The following is an 18,661-nucleotide window of genomic DNA, read 5'->3' on the forward strand; positions in this document are numbered from 1 at the left end:
GAAATTTAAATCAAAACAATGCACTGGCGATTGATTTTGGAATTAATAACTTAGTCGCAGCAGTTACTTCTAAAGGAAAGAGCTTCATCATTGATGGACGGAAATTAAAATCTCTCAATCAGTGGTTCAACAAATGCACAGCCCGATTACAGCGTATTAAGGATAAGCAAAAGTATGGTAAGAAAACCACCAATCAGCAAAAGGCTCTTGCCCGCATCAGGAATAACAAAGTCAATGATTATATGGCAAAAACTGCCCGTACGGTTATCAACTATTGTTTAGACCATGATATCGGTCATCTTGTAGTGGGCTATCACAAAGAGTTTCAAAGGGACTGTAATATCGGAACCATCAACAATCAAAACTTTGTAAACATTCCTTTTGGAAAGCTCCGGGATAAACTGGAATATCTGTGTCAGCTCTATGGCATTGGTTTCACCGAACAAGAAGAGAGCTATACCAGTAAAGCATCCTTTTTTGACCAAGACATCATCCCTATATACGGAGAGGATACTCCGTTAGAACCAAGTTTTAGTGGAATCCGCATCAAACGAGGACTCTACCAAACCGGAAAGGGTTCTGTTTTGAATGCCGATGTAAATGGAGCATTAAACATCCTAAGAAAAAGTAGCGTTGTGTCCTTAAATGGACTATACAGTAGGGGCGAAGTGGACACGCCCATAAGAATAAGGATTGCCTAGTAATCAAACTTCTTAAACGGGTTCGTAAGAACCCCAGAAGCTCCCACTTCAAATTTCGTGGAGTGAAATTAAGTGGTGAGTCGTTCACAAAAAGACTTGAGGAAGGTGGATATGTTTTTCTAAGACATGGTGCAGAACACGATATATACAGCAAGGGGAAAGACAAGATACCAGTCCTGCGGCACAAAGAAATAAATGAGAGATTAGCAAGAAATGAATTGAAGAAGAGAGGATTGTGAAATCCCATCCTCTTCGAGTCTAAATAGATGAGAGAGCAAGAGAGCAAGATGTTCAAGAAAAAAGGAGAGAATAAGAATGGAGAGTCAGTACCAATGGCATCAAATATTGAGAATATTGATATTACAAAGGGGATGTTTACAGAAGATGGGAAGAGTTTTATATCTTATGTTGATGTTGATTTTAATGAGTATCGAAGAAAGATGGATAATAAGGTTGTAAGAACAAATGTTACACTTCCGAATTGGTTGAAACAAAAGGCCGATAAGGAAGGAATGAATCTTTCAAAAACATTACAAGAAGCCCTTATAAGTAAAATGGGTGTATCAAGATAAAAAGAATTTCATAAGCAAAGAGCTGGAAGCTGATTTACAACAGCTTTCCAGCTCTTCGTATTTGGTTATTGAGCAACCTCAAAACAGAGTTTTTTTATAGTTTCCAGCGAATGTTTATTTTCCACAGAACCATAAAGATGTGTCATTAAATAAGCATCATCAACCTTTTGAATTGCTACATAGGAGTAGAATGGAAGATCATTATACAGGTAGCTGAATTCATAGTAATAGATTTCCCCAGCTACTTCTTGAAAATCGACTTCTACAACATCCTTGCAGTGAAAAGGATCTTGTTCGTACATTTCAAATTGCTGTGCGCGCAATTCTTCAGGTTCTATATATTGTGACAAGAGATCGTATTCGACTCTTTGAAAATTGTCATTGGCAAAATAGAGATGCGTAGCATCTTCCATTACCATGGGATATAAGGTAAAGTCATCTAACATGTTGAGTGTGGCTTTCTTGCTTTTATCATCCTTGCAAAGGATGGGATAGTTTCCATTTTTATCCTGATATTGGGCAATTGCAGCTTCGTCTTCGGCGATGGACTTCTCATATTCGGCCTCTGCTTTCTCGGCCTCATCCAACTCCTCTTGAACCACTGCATTTCCAGTGTCTTCATCCCACGTAACGACGAGATCCAAGTCGTAAGGAATGCGTTCATAAGGGCTGTCTTCCAAGGCTTTTAATTCTTCATAGGCTTCTTTTCGAGCGGCTGTTTTACCTCCATTGTTGATTGGATACTCGCCACTCCAGAATTGGTAGCCATAAAGATAGCTTTCTGCTAAGCCCTCCCAATTACTATAGAGTTCCTGCAATTCTTGTCCAATTGGCAAAGAGATATCCATACATTCACTTAAATTTAAGTAGCCGGCATGATAGCAATCTCCAATCACCTGTAGCGCACGAGAATAATCCCAACCTTTAATCCCACTTTTAGGAAATATTTGCCGGACTTCTAAGGCAACTAAAAGCTGTGCCTTTTTCTTGTCGTCATAGGAACTATTATCCTGAATAGATGCTTCTGTCAATTTTTCTTTCTTAATTTCATCCAAACATTCACCATAGACTTTGCTGTGTCCTTCTGTAACAAGCCAACGCAGCTGCTTAATTGCAGTTTTTCGGTTTGTTATTTTCCATCCGGATTTCAGCTCGCCTTGCATTTTTATTTTAATTGCCTCGGTCATATTGCCATAATCTTCTTCCAGGCCACCAATCAAATCTAAATCCTTGCCGTTCGCATAGGTAAAAATTGCATAGGCGGTGTTAAACCATTGAACGGTATCACTTTCAATATGCTGCTGACCAAAAGCTAAGGGCTTGTATTTTTCTTTTTCTACCTTAGCAAGTGCTGCGAGTATAGCATTTTCTTCCGAGCTCTGCTCTTTGGATTGCTTTGTGCAGCCTCCCAAGATTCCTGTAAAACTTATTATGACACATAATAATAAAGAAATTACTTTTTTTCGATTCATTTCCAGCTCCTATTTATTCACATCAATTCCATTCACCATCAAGTGGTCATCAATCGCAATGACCAAGCATTTACGGCCGTCAATCTCTCGGGTTTCTACTAAATCTGTTCTTTTAGGATTCACTTTTACAACGATATCAGGTGTCTTAATCTCAAAGCTCTTTGTGTTGGTTAAGTTTGTAGCCATAAGAGAATGATCATCTCCTAAGGTTTCTTCATATTCCCGGTCAAAGGTCTCCATTTTTTCCTCTGGAACTCCAGACTTTTCTAAAATATGTTTGATGTCTGGTTTTGAAAGGGTCAAAGGATTTGGTTCATCTTTTGCTTCCTCCAGCATTTCATTCAATGTTTCATGAATGGTTTTGATGGTTTCAAAGTCTGCTTCATCCTCTAAGGTATCACTGACGATTGCTTCGAAGCCATACTGCTGATCCTTTGCAGTAAGAGGTTCATTGCTTCCTAAAACACCAGAGACAAACTCAGGTTTAATATCCTCGGGTAGCTTTGAATAGTAGAGTACACTGTGAATGTCACTGCTACGGTCTGTAAATGAGGGAAATAAAAATCCGTTTAATGGTGGATCTACAATCCAGTCTCTCATACGGTCTTCGATATTATTCGTTGCTGCATTATAGCTAAGAGCTGCTTTGCTTAGGTTTACAGGACAAATAGCACAGATAATATGACTGTATACTGTGTCAGAGGCATCATGCATTTCCAAGGAATCCGTGCCTTTCCCAGGGACGTCATAGTTGCTATGAATTAATACGATAAAATAGTTCTCTGGATAGGGATAATTTTGAATGACATAATCATAGAAAACATCCAAAAGCTCTTCTGATTCCAGCTTCGAACGATTTAATTTTACGAGAAGATCGTGAGGAGTTCCAGATTCTTCATCTTCAAGAGAATAATCAAGAGAAAAAAGATTTTTTCCAAGGGTACCAGAAAGAACTTTTTTGAACAAGTCAAAATACTTAAAACTTTCATCTTCCGGAAGAGTGAGGAAAGAACGATTAAACTCCACTTTCTTTACCTTCTCATGATCTACGTAGCATCCACATATTTTATCAATTGTACAGCGCTCATGAGTGAGCTGCTTTTTTACTTCTAATACTTCTTTTTTATTCATTTTATATTCCTGCCTTTTCTCAACTTTCTAAATTCTAACACAAGAAATTGTCATTGTAAACGAGAAGAACGAGCCTTATAATATATAGAAGAAAGAGAGGTAAAAAGTATGGGCAATATATTTGATATTATCGGACCTGTGATGGTAGGTCCCTCCAGTTCTCATACCGCAGGGGCTGTTAAGATTGGAAATATATGCAGACAGCTCTTAGGAGAAACGCCAGCAAAGGCGACAATTTATCTGCATGGTTCTTTTGAAGCAACGGGAAAAGGCCACGGCACGGATCGGGCTGTGGTTGCAGGTCTTTTGGGGATGAGACCGGACAACTTGGATATACCAAAGAGTTTTGAGCTTGCAAAAGAGGCGGGGATGGAGTTTACAATCGAGGGAAAAGTCATTCGCAGTGCTCATCCGAACACGGTATTGATGACTTTATATGGAAAAGATGGAAGGGACATTACCGTTCAGGCAAGTTCAATTGGTGGTGGGCGTATTATGGTCAACAAGCTGGGTGGGCTTGAGGTGAATTTTAGAGCCGAGCAAAACACCTTGATTGTGAATAACGAGGATACCCCGGGACATGTGGCGGACGTGGCAAATGCCCTTGCCCAGAAGCAAATCAATATAGCTACTTTGCAATTGTATCGTAACGAAAGGGGAGGTACAGCGGTGATGGTGATTGAGACAGATCAGGTGATTCCTCCTAAGGCAATTGATTGGCTGTTAAGTTTGGATGGAATATTAGGTGTTACATTTTTAAATGTGACGGGAGAAAAGGAATAGGGGGGAAGCATAGATGTCTTTTCAATCAATGGAAGAAGTACGCAGCTATTGTAAAGTAAAAGAGGTAGAGTTCTGGGAAGCAATTATGCTTGCAGACATGAAGGAACGTGGAGTTACAAGAGAAGCCTCCTTTAAAGAGATGACCAGTATGTGGGAATCTATGAAGGAAAATTTAGTGGCTTATGAGCCGAACCTTATGTCCAGAAGTGGGTTGGTAGGCCCAGAAGGTGGTCAGATGGAAACGTATGTCAATAATGGAGATACCCTCTGTGGCGATTTTGTTGGTAAAGTTATGACTAATGCTCTTAAAATGGGATGTAATAATGCTTGTATGAAAAGAATTGTGGCTGCACCTACAGCAGGTGCTTGTGGTGTAATGCCGGCAGTTTTAGTAACCTACTTTCAGGAGAATGAGGTAGATGACGATAAGATGGTAAAGGCAATGTATGTTGCGGCAGGAGTGGGAGAAGTAATTGCTTACCGCGCATTTTTGGCAGGAGCATTAGGGGGATGTCAGGCAGAAATCGGGTCGGCGGCAGCAATGACTGCGGCGGCAATTACTTATATAAGAGGTGGAGATATTAGCCAAATAGAGAATGCTTGTGCAATTAGTTTGAAGAACCTGATGGGTCTCGTTTGTGATCCGGTCGGAGGACTGGTGGAAGTACCTTGTGTTAAGAGGAATGTGATTGGGGCATTGAATGCTCTGAGTGCGGCGGATATGTCACTTGCGGGAATCATAAGTCAGATACCAGTGGATCAGGTGATTGATGCCATGCGGGAAGTAGGAGACAAGATGGATATTTCCCTGAAAGAAACGGGAACAGGGGGTGTTGCCGGAACGGATAAGGGAAAAGAAATTTCAAAAGCTCCCACCTATTAGAAAAAGTCCTTCAGAAAAGTGTAAGAGGATAAGCAAAAGTCCTTCAGAAAAGTGTATCAAATCGATAGAATTACCTTCAGATTTGTGTTAGACTAATAGAAACAAGTTCTGGAGGTGATGGAAATGAAGCGATTTGCGATGGATAATCTTTTGAAATGGAAAGATAAAAAAAACAGAAAACCATTAATCCTCAAAGGAGCGCGTCAAGTAGGAAAGACTTGGTTGATGAAATCCTTTGGGGAGCAATACTTTGAGAATGTTGCCTACGTCAATTTTGACAATAATCAGCGGATGCGAGAAACGTTTGAATTGGATTATGACATAGAACGTATTATCATGGCGATTAATATAGAGACGAAACAACCAATTGTCCCAGGGAAAACACTGATTTTATTTGATGAAGTACAAGAGGTGCCTCGGGCAATTTCGGCATTGAAATATTTTAATGAAAATGCGCCGGAATACCATATTATTGCTGCAGGATCACTCTTAGGAGTTGCCATACACTCGGGAGTATCGTTCCCTGTTGGGAAAGTAGAAACTTTGCAAATTGAACCGATGAATTTCCGTGAATTTCTTTTGGCAATTGGAGAGCAATCCTTAGCAGATTTGATTGATAAAGAGGATTATCAGATGATGCAGCCATTTAGCGGCGTTTATGTGGATTGGCTTAAAAAATACTATTACATTGGTGGAATGCCAGAAGTGGTAGAAAACTTTGTGGAAAATCGGGATTTTTCTATGGTAAGAGAACTTCAAAACACGATTCTGGAACTCTATGAAGATGATTTTGGAAAACACACAGAAGCGACAGAGCTACCAAGAATTCGAATGGTCTGGAATGCAGTCCCTATGCAATTGGCAAAAGAAAATAAGAAATTCTTTTTTGGTAATATCAAAACGGGAGCGAGGGCAAAAGACTTTGAGATGGCAATCGAATGGCTTTTAGATTGTGGGCTGATAAAAAAAGTTCCCCGCATACAAAAACCTGGAATGCCATTAAAAGCATATATGGATTTTTCGGCATTCAAGATTTATCTGTTAGATGTGGGACTTCTAGGTGCTATGAGTGAGCTGGATGCTCTTTCTATTTTGGAAGGCAATAGTATTTTTACAGAATTTAAGGGAGCATTGACAGAGCAGTATGTGTTACAACAATTGGAGGGAGATACCCCTTATACTCCTTACTATTTTTCTGCAAGTGAACACAATGAGATTGATTTTATCATTCAAAAAGGACGTGGGGTGGTGCCAATTGAAGTGAAAGCAGAAGCTAATTTGCAATCAAAAAGCTTGAAAGCATATTGCGACAAATACAAACCAAACTATGCTGTTCGCACCTCCATGCTAGACTATAAAGAACAGGAGTGGATGACAAATATACCACTTTATGCAATTCATAATATATAGAAAATCGGATGTCCTTCGAAAGAGAAGAACATCCGATTTTCTATATTTTCTTGACAAAATCCTCTCCTATGATATACTTTGAGAGTCAAAGTAATTGAGACTCAAAGTAATCAAACAGACAGAAAACCAATTTTAGAAAGAGGATAATAATGGTAGGTAAAATAAAAGGAACAGGGTCTTATACTCCCCAATACAGAATGGATAACAATGAATTGTCTACAATGGTAGAAACCTCTGATGAATGGATTCGAGAACGGACAGGTGTGGTTGCCAGACATATTGCGAAAGAAGAGACAAATTCTGAAATGGCATCAAAAGCTGGTGAAAATGCTATGAAGAATGCCAAGGTAGATCCCTTGGAGGTAGACCTTGTAATTGTAGCGACCAATTCTCCAGAAGTGCAAATTCCCAGTATTGCATGCCTGGTTCAAGATAATTTAGGACTGAAAAATGCAACCTGTTATGATTTAGTGGCGGCTTGTTCTGGTTTTGTGTATGCCTATAATGCTGGTCTTTCCTATATCATCAGCAAGATGTATAAATGTATATTGGTAATAGGAAGCGAAGCACTTTCTACGATAGTTGACTGGAGTGACAGAGGGACGTGTATATTATTTGGTGATGGAGCTGGAGCTGTCGTATTAAAAGAAGAAGAAGGAAACTATTACCTTCCGGCCACACATACGGATGGAAGCAAACACAATTCTCTCAAACTATATCCAAAGGAAAGTCCATACGTACAGATGGATGGTGGAGAGGTTTTCAAGTTTGCTGTCTCGAAAGTACCAACGGTTGTGGAAGAGGTTTTGGAAAAAAACCAGGTGGAAAAATCAGAAATTAAATACTATGTTTTACACCAGGCAAATAAAAGGATTGTTGAATCCGTTGCAAAAAGACTGAAAGAGCCAATGGAGAAATTCCCGATGAATGTTATGGAGTATGGAAACACTTCAGCAGCCAGTGTACCAATCTTATTGGATGAAATTAATCAAAAAGGTATGCTTGAAAAGGGAGATAAAATAGTAATTGCAGGTTTTGGCGGAGGCCTTACCTGGGGAGCAAGCATTATTACATGGTAACAACGCCGAAGAGGCGATGGTTATAGATAAAATCATACGTACATAAAAGGAGAAAAAGAAATGTTAGAAAAAGTAAAAGAGATAATTGTAGAAAACCTGGGAGTAGAAGAAGCAGATGTAAAGCCTGAGTCAAATTTCAAGGAAGATTTGGGAGCAGATTCATTAGATTTATTTGAACTTGTAATGGCACTTGAAGAAGAATATGGTGTAGAGATTCCAACAGAAGATTTGGAGAAAATCGCTACAGTTAACGATGTAATTGAGTACATTGAGTCACATAAATAAGTAAGAAAGAGGGAAGTTTTATGAAGACAGAAGTAACCAGTTTATTAGGAATAGAATATCCAATCATTCAAGGCGGAATGGCGTGGGTTGCAGAGTATCATCTTGCTGCTGCGGTGTCCAATGCAGGAGGTCTTGGTCTGATTGGAGCAGCATCGGCACCACCGGAATGGGTAAGAGAACAAATTCGGGAGGCGAAAAAACTTACGGATAAACCTTTTGGTGTAAATATCATGCTGATTAGCCCCCATGCAGATGATGTGGCTAAAGTAGTGATTGAAGAAGGTGTAAAAGTAGTTACAACTGGTGCAGGAAGTCCGGAAAAATACATGGAAATGTGGAAAAAAGCTGGAATAAAAGTGATTCCTGTGGTTGCTTCTGTTGCCCTCGCGAAAAGAATGGAAAGATGTGGAGCTGACGCAGTTGTTGCAGAAGGAACAGAAGCTGGTGGACACATCGGAGAGAATACAACAATGGTATTGGTTCCCCAAGTAGCGGATGCAGTATCAATTCCTGTGATTGCAGCCGGTGGAATTGCCGATGGAAGAGGAATGGCGGCAGCATTTATGCTGGGAGCGAAGGGAATACAGTTAGGAACAATCTTTGTAGTATCCAATGAAGCACAAGTTCATGAGAATTACAAAGAAAGAATTATAAAGGCAAAAGACATTGATTCAAGGGTTACGGGAAGAAGTACAGGCCATCCGGTTCGAGCCCTTAGAAATGATATGACAAAGAAATATATTGAATTAGAAAACAAAGGTGCAAGTTTTGAAGAGCTTGAGTTACTCACTCTTGGCGGCCTCAGAAAAGCTGTAGTTGAAGGAGATGTAAAAGCAGGCAGTGTTATGTCTGGGCAGATTGCAGGTTTAGTAAAAGAGAGGATGTCCTGTCAAGAGATTGTACAGAAGCTGGTAGTGGAAGCAGATGGGTTGATTAAAGGAGCGAAATTTTATGAGTAAGATTGCATTTATTTATCCAGGTCAAGGAGCACAAACTCCTGGAATGGGTAAAGACTTTTATGAAAATAGCCAATTCGCCAAGGACCTTTATGATAGAGCCAGCAAAGAGCTGGACCTGGATCTGAAGGCACTTTGCTTTGAAAAAAATGAAAAACTTGACGTTACAGAATATACACAAGCAGCTTTAGTTGTAACTTGTCTTGCAATGACAAGAGTATTCATGGAAAAAACTGGTATTAAGCCGGATTTGACAGCTGGGTTAAGCTTAGGAGAGTATTGCGCAATTGCTGTGGCAGGCGGATTAGAGGATGTGGATGCAGTGAAACTGGTTCGAAAAAGAGGGATTTTGATGGAGCATGCCTATCCCTCAGGAGAAGGTGCAATGGCGGCCATTCTTGGATTAGATGCTGAGAAAGTAAATGAAGCAATAAAGGATATCGACGGTGTGAGCGTGGCGAATTATAATTGCCCAGGGCAAATCGTCATTACGGGAGAAAAAAATTCCGTTCAGACAGGAGTCGATGCCCTAAAAGAGGCAGGAGCAAAAAGAGGAATTCTATTAAACGTAAGTGGTCCTTTTCATTCGCCATTTTTAAAAGAGGCAGGCCAGGAATTAAGAAAAGAATTGGATCAAACAAATTTCCATGAGCTAAGCATTCCTTACGTGACAAACGTAACGGCGGATTATGTTCATGACATAAAGGAGACAAGAGGACTTTTGGAAAGACAGGTCAGTGATTCTGTTTGCTGGCAGCAGAGTATGGAGAAAATGATTGCAGATGGTGTGGATACATTTTATGAAATTGGTCCGGGAAAGACACTAAATGGTTTCCTTAGAAAGATAAATAGAGATATTAAAGTGATAAATATTGCCAAATGGGAGGATGTTGAGAATGGAATACAATAAAGTCGCAGTTGTGACAGGGGCTTCTAGAGGAATTGGTGCAGCAATTGCAAAACGTTTGGCAAAGGATGGAGCCTTCGTTATTATCAATTACAATGGCTCTTTCGAGAGTGGGAAAAAGGTAGAAGAAGAGATTAAAAGTGAAGGCGGAAATGCAGTTACAATGAAATGCAATGTAGCAGATTTTAACCAATGTGAAGCCTTCATTAAAGAGATACTGGAAACTTATAAGAGAATTGATATTCTGGTAAATAATGCAGGAATCACGAAAGATAACCTTCTTATGAAAATGTCAGAAGAAGAATTTGATCAAGTTATTAATATCAATCTTAAAGGAGCGTTTAATACAATCCGCTTTGCAATCAGACAGATGATGAAGCAAAGAAGCGGAAAGATTATTAATATTTCCTCGGTTGTAGGTGAAACGGGAAATGCAGGCCAGGCAAATTATGCGGCATCAAAAGCTGGGATCATAGGTCTTACAAAAGCAACTGCAAGAGAAGTGGCATCCAGAGGGATTTTGGTGAATGCGGTAGCACCTGGATTCATTGCCTCAGATATGACAGAGGTTTTATCAGATAAAGTTAAGGAAGCAACTCTGGGACAAGTACCTCTGGGAAGATTAGGAAGTGGAGAAGATGTTGCAGCTGCCGTAGCTTTCTTGGCATCGGAGGACAATAAATATATTACGGGACAGGTAATCAATGTAGATGGCGGAATGGTCATATAAGGAGGAAAAAGAGTGAAAAGAAGAGTGGTCGTAACCGGTCTTGGAGCAGTTACTCCTATCGGAAATAATGTGGAAGAATTTTGGAAAAGCGTCAAAGAAGGTAAAGTTGGAATCGGTGAAATCACGAAGTTTGATGCCACTGACTATAAAGCCAAAGTTGCAGCAGAAGTAAAAGATTTTGTTGCAAAGGAGCATATGGATTTCAAATCGGCAAAACGTATGGATACATTTTCTCAGTATGCAGTTGCAGCAGCAAAAGAGGCAGTAGAAGATTCTGGCATTTCAATTAGTGAGGAAGATCCCTACAGAGGTGCTGTTATAGTAGGTTCTGGAGTGGGAAGCCTTCAAGAAATGGAAAAGAGTCATATTAAGCTTTTGGAGAAAGGGCCAGGTAAGGTAAATCCTTTACTTGTTCCAATGATGATCTCCAATATGGCAGCAGGTAATGTATCGATTCAAACAGGGTTTAAAGGGAAATGTACCAATGTTGTCAGTGCGTGTGCATCTGGAACACACTGTATTGGAGACGCTTTCCGTGCCATTCAATATGGAGATGCAGATTTTGCTTTGGCAGGTGGGGCAGAGGCTTCTATTTGTCCAATTGGAGTGGCAGGTTTTGCAGCATTGACGGCACTATCAACGGCTACGGATCCGTTAAAGGCTTCTCGTCCTTTTGACCAAGACAGAGATGGCTTTGTCATAGGAGAGGGAGCAGGAATAGTTGTTTTAGAAGAATTAGAACATGCAAAGAAAAGAAATGCAAAAATTTACGGTGAAGTTGTAGGTTATGGTGCCACAGCCGATGCCTATCATATCACGTCCCCTGCTGAAGATGGAGGCGGTGCGGCGAAAGCAATGGAATATGCAATGGAAGATGGCGGGATTTCACCAGAGGAAGTGGATTATATTAATGCTCATGGAACGAGTACACCGGTTAACGATTTGTTTGAAACAAGAGCGATTAAACTTGCGTTTAAGGATGCCGCAAAGGATGTTGTGATTAACTCTACAAAATCTATGATCGGACACTTATTAGGGGCAGCAGGAGGAGTGGAATTTATTACTTGCATTAAAACAATTCAAGATGGATTTATCCACCAGACTATGGGAAGTGAAGTGCCGGAGGAGGAATTGGATTTGAATTACGCAATCGGTGCTCCCGTATTAAAAGATGTCACATATGCCATGTCCAATTCTTTGGGATTTGGTGGACACAATGCCACACTATTGGTAAAAAAATACGAAGAAAACTAAGGGAGAGTCTACAATGAAGTTTGAAAATCTATTGGAATTAATAAAGGCAGTATCCGATTCCTCTTTAACAGAGTTTAAATATGAGGAAAATGATATTTCTGTAAAGTTAGCAAAAAATAGTGGAGTAGTTCAAGTAGTAGAGGCTCCTCAGACAGTTGTGAGCGCTCCGGTGGCTGAGCCGGCAGAGGCAGTGGAAACAACAGTTGGAAAAGTGATTACATCTCCATTAGTAGGAACTTTTTATGCGGCTCCGGGAGAAGATATGGATGCATTTGTAAAAGTTGGAGACCGTGTGGAAAAAGGACAGGTTTTGGCAATTGTAGAAGCAATGAAGCTTATGAACGAAATCGAAAGCGATATAGATGGTGTAATTGAAGAAATTTTGGTAGAAAATGCACAAATGGTGGAATACGGACAGCCATTGTTCCGTCTTCAGTAGGAGGGAAAAATGAATTATCTGGATATTAATGGAATTAAGGAAATTATACCCCACAGACATCCTTTTTTATTGTTGGACTATGTAGAGGATTATAAACCAGGTGAGTACTGTACGGCCTATAAGTGCGTCTCTTACCGGGAAGATTTTTTCAAAGGACATTTTGAAGAAAAACCAGTTATGCCGGGAGTTTTGACGATTGAGGCTCTGGCACAGGCAGGAGCAGTTGCAATTCTGTCTCAGGAAGAAAACAAAGGAAAAATTGCATTTTTTGGAAAAATTGATAAATGTAAATTCAAGGGACAAGTAGTTCCAGGAGATAAATTAAAATTAGAAACAAAAATAATTAAGGTAAAAGGACCTGTTGGTGTTGGTGAAGCAATTGCAAGTGTAGATGGAAAAGTTGTCGCAAGTGCAGAACTAACCTTTATGATTGGATAGGGGAGAAGCATGATTAAGAAAGTTTTAATTGCAAATAGAGGTGAAATTGCGGTGCGCATTATTCGCGCTTGTCGTGAGATGGGTATCGAAACTGTTGCCGTCTATTCTACGGCAGATAAAGAAGCTCTCCATACGCAACTGGCAGATGAGGCTATCTGCATAGGAGAAGCACCGTCGAATCAGAGTTATCTTTGCATGGATAAAATCATTAGTGCAACGATTGTATCTGGAGCAGATGCAATCCATCCGGGATTTGGCTTTCTATCAGAAAATGCAAAGTTTGCAAAGCTTTGTGAGGAGTGCAGCATTATTTTCATCGGACCGAAGTCCAAGGTTATTGAAAAACTCGGCAATAAGCAAGAGGCCAGAAAAACCATGATGGCAGCAAATGTACCGGTGATTCCAGGGACTAAGGAGGCAGTTTATGATGCTCAGGAAGGCAAAAAGCTGGCAAAAGAAATTGGTTATCCTGTTATCATAAAAGCAGCTCTCGGTGGTGGTGGAAAAGGTATGCGGGAAGCACATACTCCAGAGGAATTTGTTCAAAGCTTTAATACAGCACAAACAGAAGCAAAGAATGCTTTTGGGGATCCTACAATGTATATCGAGCATTTTGTTCAGAACCCACGGCATATCGAGTTTCAGATACTGGCAGATAATTATGGAAATGTCATTCACTTGGGAGAAAGAGATTGTTCCATCCAACGAAATCATCAAAAAATGGTTGAAGAGTCTCCCTCTATTGCACTGGATGAAGATCTGAGACAGAAAATGGGAGAAGCGGCTGTACGAGCAGCGGAAGCTTCTGGCTATGAGAATGCAGGTACGATTGAGTTTCTATTAGAAAAAAATGGAAACTTCTATTTCATGGAGATGAACACTAGAATACAAGTAGAGCATCCTGTGACCGAGTGGGTTACAGGGATTGACTTGATAAAGGAACAAATAAAAATTGCGTCGGGAAATAAGCTTTCCTACACGCAAGATGACATTAAGCTGACGGGACACGCCATAGAATGTCGAATCAATGCGGAAAACCCAAGAAAAGGATTTGCTCCATCACCAGGAACTATTACAGACATGTATCTTCCAGGGGGGAAAGGAATTCGAATTGATGCTGCAATATATAGTGGATATACGATTCCCCCTTATTACGATTCCATGGTTGCAAAATTAATTGTATGGGCAAAGAATCGAAAGGAAGCGATTCACAAGATGCGAAGCGCTCTTGGAGAGGTAATTATTGAAGGAATTGAAACAAATGTGGATTACCAGTATGAGATTCTAAATAATGAAGATTTTCAGGCAGGTAATATTGACATTGAGTTTATAGAAAAACATAAGGGTGAAATTCTATGCGATTAGCAAATATGTTTAAGAAAACTAAGTATACAACCATCTCTGGAAAGAATTCGGAAGTACCAGAAGGACTTCTTAAAAAATGCAACAAGTGTGGTTCTGCGATTATTACAGAAGATGTTAAAAAAGAATTTTATACGTGTCCTCATTGCAAGGGTTATTTTCGTGTTCATGCATATCGCAGGATTGAAATGATTGCAGATGAAGGAAGCTTTCAAGAGTGGGACTGGGATTTAGAAACAAAAAACCCACTGGATTATAAAGGCTATGAAGAAAAGCTATTATCCCTTCAGGAAAAAACAAATCTGAAAGAAGCAGTTGTAACAGGAGAAGCCCAAATAAATGGACAAAGAACAGTTCTTGGTGTTTGTGATGGTCGATTTCTGATGGCAAGTATGGGATGGGCAGTTGGTGAAAAGATTACAAGAGCCATAGAAAAGGCGACAAAGGAAAAATTACCAGTTATTCTATTTGCCTGTTCGGGAGGTGCCAGAATGCAGGAGGGAATCGTTTCCCTTATGCAGATGACGAAAACCAGTGCAGCGCTTAAGCGTCACTCAAAAGCTGGAGGGCTTTATGTAAGTGTTTTGACAGACCCTACTACAGGAGGAGTAACTGCAAGTTTTGCTATGCTGGGAGACATTATTCTGGCAGAACCAAAGGCTTTAATTGGCTTTGCAGGACCAAGAGTTATTGAGCAAACCTTAGGGCAAAAGCTCCCCAAAGGATTTCAGAGAAGCGAATTCCTATTAGAACATGGATTTATTGACGAAATTGTGGAACGTTCTGCAATGAAAGAGACCCTCAGTGAAATTCTGAGAATGCATGAGAAAAAGACAATTACTTTTACAATCGAAGAGGAAGAAGTAAAAACAGAATTCCAAAATAAATTAGCAGATCCCTGGGATCGAGTGCTTCTGTCCCGGATGAAGGACAGACCGGTAGGAGAAGACTATATTCATGGAATGTTTCCAGACTTTATTGAGTTTCACGGAGATCGCCTTTATGGAGATGATGCAGCGATAATCGGAGGGATTGCAAGCTTCCAAGGAATGCCTATAACCGTTATCGCTCAGGGGAAAGGAAGAGATACCAAAGAGAATATCAGAAGGAACTTCGGGATGCCATCTCCGGAAGGCTATCGAAAAGCAAGAAGACTCATGATGCAAGCAGAAAAATTCAATCGTCCGATTTTATGTCTTGTTGATACTCCAGGTGCATTTTGTGGAATTGAAGCAGAAGAACGAGGACAAGGGGAAGCCATTGCAAGAAATCTTTTTGATATGTCCGATTTAAAAGTTCCAGTCCTTTCTATCGTAATAGGAGAAGGCGGAAGTGGTGGGGCATTAGCTATGGCAACGGCAAATGAGGTATGGATGTTGGAAAATTCCATATACTCGATACTTTCACCAGAAGGATTCGCCAGCATTTTGTGGAAGGACGCCGGAAAAGCAAAAGAAGCAGCAGGTGTGATGAAACTGACAGCAAAGGATTTATTTGATCTTGGTATAGTAGAGAAGGTAATTGAAGAACCAGGACATTTTACGATTTTAAATCTGAACACAGTGATAAAAATACTGAACCGGGAAATGGAAAAGTTCTTACGTAAATATTCTTCTATGACAGCAGAGGAACTAGAGACACAAAGATACCAACGATTCAGAAATATGTAGGAGAATAAAGGAATGGCAAAGGAAGTTAGAATTGGAGAATTAAGCTTGAAAATACCTGTAATCCAGGGAGGAATGGGCGTAGGTGTCAGCCTGTCTTCTTTAGCAGGAGCTGTGGCAAAGGCAGGAGGAATGGGGATTATCTCCACTGCACAAATCGGATTTGCAGAACCGGATTTCGATACAAATACAAAAGAAGCAAACGAAAGAGCAATCTTAAAAGAGTTTCAAAAAGCAAAAGAAATTGCACCGGAGGGTGTGATAGGCTTTAATATTATGGTTGCTTTAAAAGATTATGCACAGCATGTAAAGGCAGCAGTGGAAGCCGGAGCGGATATTATTATATCTGGAGCAGGAATTCCTACGGAACTTCCAAAGTATGTGGGAGCTGCAAAGACAAAAATTGCGCCAGTAGTCTCTACAATCAAATCGGCAAAGGTTTTGCTAAAATTCTGGGATAGAAAGTATAAGAGGATACCGGATTTATTAGTGATTGAAGGTCCAAAAGCAGGAGGCCATTTGGGATTTTCGAAAGAGAGTTTAGATCAAATGAATGATGAGACCTACAAAGCAGAAGTAAAAGGAATTCTTGAATTGAAAAAGGATTATGAAATAGCTTATAATCAAAAGATTCCAGTTGCTTTAGGGGGTGGAATCGAGGATAAAGAGTCAGCAGATGCTGCTTTTTCCTTAGGTGTAGACGCAGTAGTTGTTGGGACAAAGTTTATTACAACAGAAGAGTGTGATGCTCATCCTTCCTACAAAGAAGCCTTTATTCAAGCAGATGAAGAGGATGTTGTTCTGACAAAGAGTCCGGTAGGAATGCCGGGAAGAGCAATAAAAAACCAATTTCTGGAACGAGTCAACAAAGGTGAAAAAATACCTCATACTCCATGTCACGGGTGTCTTGCAAAGTGCAATCCATCAGACATACCTTATTGTATTACAGATACACTTGTAGCAGCAGTAACGGGAGATGTGGAAAATGGATTAATCTTCTCGGGAGAGTATGGATATAAAGCGACAAAAATTACTACAGTTAAGGATGTAATTAGTGCTATAATAGACTAAATGAAAGGAGGCTGGGATTGGAATGAATGATGCGTATAAGACAATTAATCAAACATTGGTTGGTTTGTTTAATGAAATTATGGAGCTAGAGGAAAAGGCTCTGACAGGAAGCAGCTTTACGGACTTAACCAACAATGATATGCACGTAATTGAGGCCATTGGCCTTGAAGAAGGCAACAATATGAGTAAGATTGCCAAGAAGCTCAATATTACAGTTGGCTCCTTAACTACTGCCATGAACAGCCTTGTAAATAAAAAGTATGTCGTAAGAAAACGAAGCGAAGTTGACCGGCGGGTTGTATATGTAAAACTGACCGAAAAAGGTATTCAGGCATTCTTGCACCATGAAGAATATCATAAGAAAATGACAGAGGCAATTTTGGAGAAACTATCAGAAGAGGAAATACCAGTGCTGGTAAAAACCCTGGACGCTCTAACAGATTTTTTTAATGCCTATTGACAATCTACTTCCCAGGAAGTAATATTATTGTAAGCAAAACCGAAACGTTTCGGTTTGAGAAAGGAGAATACAAAAAAATGACAAAAATGATGAAACTGGGGAATGAAAATGAAATTCCTGCAATTGGAATGGGGACATTTGGTTCAGATCGCTTTACACCGGCTCAAGTAGCAGAAGCTGTTGAAGGAGGAATCCGGGCGGGTTACCGATTGATTGATTGTGCCTCAGTATATGGAAACGAAAAGGAAATTGGCGAGGTCTTTCGTAAGCTGACTGACGAAGGAGTTGTGGAAAGAAAAGATTTATTTATTATGTCCAAAGTATGGAACGATATGCATAGAGATGTAAAAGCAGCTTGCCAAAAAACGATTCAGGACTTACAATGTGGTTACTTAGACATGTATTTTATCCACTGGCCTTTCCCGAATTATCACGCACCGGGATGTGATGTGGATGCAAGAAGTGCAGATTCCAGACCGTTTAGTATCGATGAATTTTGTGATACGTACCGTCAAATAGAAGAGCTTTATGAAGAGGGGCTTGTGAAAAATATAGGAGTTTCTAATATGACAATTCCTAAATTTGAAGAGGTATTGCCAAAACTCAACATAAAACCAGCAGCCCATGAGATGGAATTACATCCTTGTTTTCAGCAGGAAGAGTTATTCAACTATACAAAAGCACAAGGAATGCTGCCGATAGCATATATGCCTATGGGTTCACCAAGAAGACCAGAAAGAGACATAGATCCAAACGATATTGCGGATTTGGAGTTGCCAGAAATGAGACAGATAGCAGAAAATCATGGAATACATCCAGCGTCTGTTGCCCTTAAGTGGGCGGTACAAAGAGGACAGCTTCCCATTCCGTTTTCAACAACACCAAAGAATTATCAGAGTAATCTGCAGTGTATTGAAAAAGATATGCTGACAGAAGAGGAAATGAAAAAGATTTCAACTCTGGATAAAGGCAATCGCCTTGTAAAAGGTCAGGTGTTCCTGTGGGAAGGAGCAAAAGATTGGCATGATTTATGGGACGAAGAAGGGGTAATCGTCCAGTAA

20 protein-coding genes are annotated in these 18,661 nt (G+C 40.1%); 18 read left to right on the forward strand and 2 right to left on the reverse strand.

The features are described from left to right. Together NHH15_RS05515 and NHH15_RS05525 are read left to right on the forward strand one after the other, a co-directional pair. Positions 1–701 (forward strand): RNA-guided endonuclease InsQ/TnpB family protein (locus tag NHH15_RS05515; protein WP_262065660.1); only part of this gene is annotated, 701 nt, incomplete at its 5' end. A gap of 287 nt (positions 702–988) precedes the next feature. Next, positions 989–1,273: a type II toxin-antitoxin system HicB family antitoxin gene (locus NHH15_RS05525; RefSeq protein WP_262065662.1), complete on the forward strand. Its 285-nt coding sequence runs from the start codon at positions 989–991 to the stop codon at positions 1,271–1,273. 65 nt (positions 1,274–1,338) lie between these two features. Here NHH15_RS05525 and NHH15_RS05530 read toward each other — a convergent pair whose 3' ends face one another. Together NHH15_RS05530 and NHH15_RS05535 are read right to left on the reverse strand one after the other, a co-directional pair. Beyond that, complete coding sequence (locus NHH15_RS05530) at positions 1,339–2,745, reverse strand: DUF1266 domain-containing protein (protein WP_262065663.1); 1,407 nt, start codon at positions 2,743–2,745, stop codon at positions 1,339–1,341. Positions 2,746–2,754: 9 nt separating this feature from the next. After that, entirely contained in the window at positions 2,755–3,876 is a 1,122-nt protein-coding gene (locus NHH15_RS05535) for a DUF4317 domain-containing protein (protein WP_262065664.1), read from the reverse strand. A gap of 108 nt (positions 3,877–3,984) precedes the next feature. On the opposite strand from NHH15_RS05535, the gene sdaAB reads away from it, so the two are divergent. From sdaAB to NHH15_RS05615, 16 genes are all read left to right on the forward strand, one after another. Further along, a complete protein-coding gene (gene sdaAB, locus NHH15_RS05540; protein ID WP_262065665.1) occupies positions 3,985–4,659 on the forward strand; it encodes an L-serine ammonia-lyase, iron-sulfur-dependent subunit beta in 675 nt (224 codons plus the stop codon). A gap of 13 nt (positions 4,660–4,672) precedes the next feature. After that, positions 4,673–5,542, forward strand: a complete 870-nt coding sequence (gene sdaAA / locus NHH15_RS05545) for an L-serine ammonia-lyase, iron-sulfur-dependent, subunit alpha (RefSeq protein ID WP_262065666.1) — start codon at positions 4,673–4,675, stop codon at positions 5,540–5,542. A gap of 123 nt (positions 5,543–5,665) precedes the next feature. Continuing rightward, positions 5,666–6,952 carry an ATP-binding protein gene (locus tag NHH15_RS05550; protein WP_262065667.1) on the forward strand — a complete coding sequence of 429 codons (1,287 nt, stop codon included), beginning with the start codon at positions 5,666–5,668 and terminating at the stop codon, positions 6,950–6,952. A gap of 149 nt (positions 6,953–7,101) precedes the next feature. Next, positions 7,102–8,031, forward strand: coding sequence for a beta-ketoacyl-ACP synthase III (locus NHH15_RS05555; RefSeq protein WP_262065668.1), 930 nt, complete (start codon positions 7,102–7,104; stop codon positions 8,029–8,031). Between the two features lie 60 nt (positions 8,032–8,091). Then, positions 8,092–8,316, forward strand: a complete 225-nt coding sequence (acpP, locus tag NHH15_RS05560) for an acyl carrier protein (RefSeq protein WP_262065669.1) — start codon at positions 8,092–8,094, stop codon at positions 8,314–8,316. A 20-nt stretch (positions 8,317–8,336) separates the two neighbouring features. Continuing rightward, complete coding sequence (fabK, locus tag NHH15_RS05565) at positions 8,337–9,275, forward strand: enoyl-[acyl-carrier-protein] reductase FabK (RefSeq protein ID WP_262065670.1); 939 nt, start codon at positions 8,337–8,339, stop codon at positions 9,273–9,275. Next, positions 9,268–10,182, forward strand: a complete 915-nt coding sequence (fabD, locus tag NHH15_RS05570) for an ACP S-malonyltransferase (RefSeq protein ID WP_262065671.1) — start codon at positions 9,268–9,270, stop codon at positions 10,180–10,182. The genes fabK and fabD overlap by 8 nt, the downstream gene beginning before the upstream one ends. Next, positions 10,169–10,909, forward strand: a complete 741-nt coding sequence (gene fabG, locus NHH15_RS05575; protein ID WP_262065672.1) for a 3-oxoacyl-[acyl-carrier-protein] reductase — start codon at positions 10,169–10,171, stop codon at positions 10,907–10,909. Before fabD ends, fabG begins: the two co-directional genes overlap by 14 nt. A 12-nt stretch (positions 10,910–10,921) precedes the next feature. After that, positions 10,922–12,163, forward strand: coding sequence for a beta-ketoacyl-ACP synthase II (gene fabF, locus NHH15_RS05580; protein WP_262065673.1), 1,242 nt, complete (start codon positions 10,922–10,924; stop codon positions 12,161–12,163). Positions 12,164–12,176: 13 nt separating this feature from the next. Beyond that, positions 12,177–12,602, forward strand: a complete 426-nt coding sequence (gene accB / locus NHH15_RS05585; RefSeq protein ID WP_262065674.1) for an acetyl-CoA carboxylase biotin carboxyl carrier protein — start codon at positions 12,177–12,179, stop codon at positions 12,600–12,602. A gap of 9 nt (positions 12,603–12,611) precedes the next feature. Beyond that, entirely contained in the window at positions 12,612–13,040 is a 429-nt protein-coding gene (gene fabZ, locus NHH15_RS05590) for a 3-hydroxyacyl-ACP dehydratase FabZ (RefSeq protein ID WP_262065675.1), read from the forward strand. 9 nt (positions 13,041–13,049) lie between these two features. Next, positions 13,050–14,405, forward strand: coding sequence for an acetyl-CoA carboxylase biotin carboxylase subunit (locus NHH15_RS05595; protein ID WP_262065676.1), 1,356 nt, complete (start codon positions 13,050–13,052; stop codon positions 14,403–14,405). After that, the gene (locus NHH15_RS05600) at positions 14,396–16,072 is read left to right on the forward strand and encodes an acetyl-CoA carboxylase carboxyltransferase subunit alpha (RefSeq protein WP_262065677.1); all 1,677 of its coding nucleotides are present in this window, start codon (positions 14,396–14,398) and stop codon (positions 16,070–16,072) included. Before NHH15_RS05595 ends, NHH15_RS05600 begins: the two co-directional genes overlap by 10 nt. 12 nt (positions 16,073–16,084) lie before the next feature. Next, a complete protein-coding gene (locus tag NHH15_RS05605) occupies positions 16,085–17,140 on the forward strand; it encodes an NAD(P)H-dependent flavin oxidoreductase (RefSeq protein WP_262065678.1) in 1,056 nt (351 codons plus the stop codon). A 22-nt stretch (positions 17,141–17,162) separates the two neighbouring features. Then, complete coding sequence (locus tag NHH15_RS05610; RefSeq protein WP_262065679.1) at positions 17,163–17,600, forward strand: MarR family winged helix-turn-helix transcriptional regulator; 438 nt, start codon at positions 17,163–17,165, stop codon at positions 17,598–17,600. 77 nt (positions 17,601–17,677) lie between these two features. Further along, complete coding sequence (locus tag NHH15_RS05615) at positions 17,678–18,661, forward strand: aldo/keto reductase (protein ID WP_262065680.1); 984 nt, start codon at positions 17,678–17,680, stop codon at positions 18,659–18,661.

The sequence above is a fragment of the Aequitasia blattaphilus genome (assembly GCF_024721305.1).
Taxonomy (GTDB): Bacteria; Bacillota; Clostridia; order Lachnospirales; family Lachnospiraceae; genus Aequitasia; species Aequitasia blattaphila.

Bases quoted from the DNA above. Each gene is read 5' to 3' on its own strand.
- NHH15_RS05525 (WP_262065662.1), top strand. From the start codon at position 989: ATGTTCAAGAAAAAAGGAGAGAATAAGAATGGAGAGTCAGTACCAATG.
- NHH15_RS05605 (WP_262065678.1), top strand. From the start codon at position 16,085: ATGGCAAAGGAAGTTAGAATTGGAGAATTAAGCTTGAAAATACCTGTA.
- NHH15_RS05610 (WP_262065679.1), top strand. From the start codon at position 17,163: ATGAATGATGCGTATAAGACAATTAATCAAACATTGGTTGGTTTGTTT.
- NHH15_RS05535 (WP_262065664.1), bottom strand. From the start codon at position 3,876: ATGAATAAAAAAGAAGTATTAGAAGTAAAAAAGCAGCTCACTCATGAG.
- NHH15_RS05595 (WP_262065676.1), top strand. From the start codon at position 13,050: ATGATTAAGAAAGTTTTAATTGCAAATAGAGGTGAAATTGCGGTGCGC.
- fabD (WP_262065671.1), top strand. From the start codon at position 9,268: ATGAGTAAGATTGCATTTATTTATCCAGGTCAAGGAGCACAAACTCCT.
- fabK (WP_262065670.1), top strand. From the start codon at position 8,337: ATGAAGACAGAAGTAACCAGTTTATTAGGAATAGAATATCCAATCATT.
- sdaAB (WP_262065665.1), top strand. From the start codon at position 3,985: ATGGGCAATATATTTGATATTATCGGACCTGTGATGGTAGGTCCCTCC.
- fabZ (WP_262065675.1), top strand. From the start codon at position 12,612: ATGAATTATCTGGATATTAATGGAATTAAGGAAATTATACCCCACAGA.
- NHH15_RS05550 (WP_262065667.1), top strand. From the start codon at position 5,666: ATGAAGCGATTTGCGATGGATAATCTTTTGAAATGGAAAGATAAAAAA.
- NHH15_RS05600 (WP_262065677.1), top strand. From the start codon at position 14,396: ATGCGATTAGCAAATATGTTTAAGAAAACTAAGTATACAACCATCTCT.
- NHH15_RS05555 (WP_262065668.1), top strand. From the start codon at position 7,102: ATGGTAGGTAAAATAAAAGGAACAGGGTCTTATACTCCCCAATACAGA.
- fabG (WP_262065672.1), top strand. From the start codon at position 10,169: ATGGAATACAATAAAGTCGCAGTTGTGACAGGGGCTTCTAGAGGAATT.
- acpP (WP_262065669.1), top strand. From the start codon at position 8,092: ATGTTAGAAAAAGTAAAAGAGATAATTGTAGAAAACCTGGGAGTAGAA.
- NHH15_RS05615 (WP_262065680.1), top strand. From the start codon at position 17,678: ATGACAAAAATGATGAAACTGGGGAATGAAAATGAAATTCCTGCAATT.
- sdaAA (WP_262065666.1), top strand. From the start codon at position 4,673: ATGTCTTTTCAATCAATGGAAGAAGTACGCAGCTATTGTAAAGTAAAA.
- accB (WP_262065674.1), top strand. From the start codon at position 12,177: ATGAAGTTTGAAAATCTATTGGAATTAATAAAGGCAGTATCCGATTCC.
- NHH15_RS05530 (WP_262065663.1), bottom strand. From the start codon at position 2,745: ATGAATCGAAAAAAAGTAATTTCTTTATTATTATGTGTCATAATAAGT.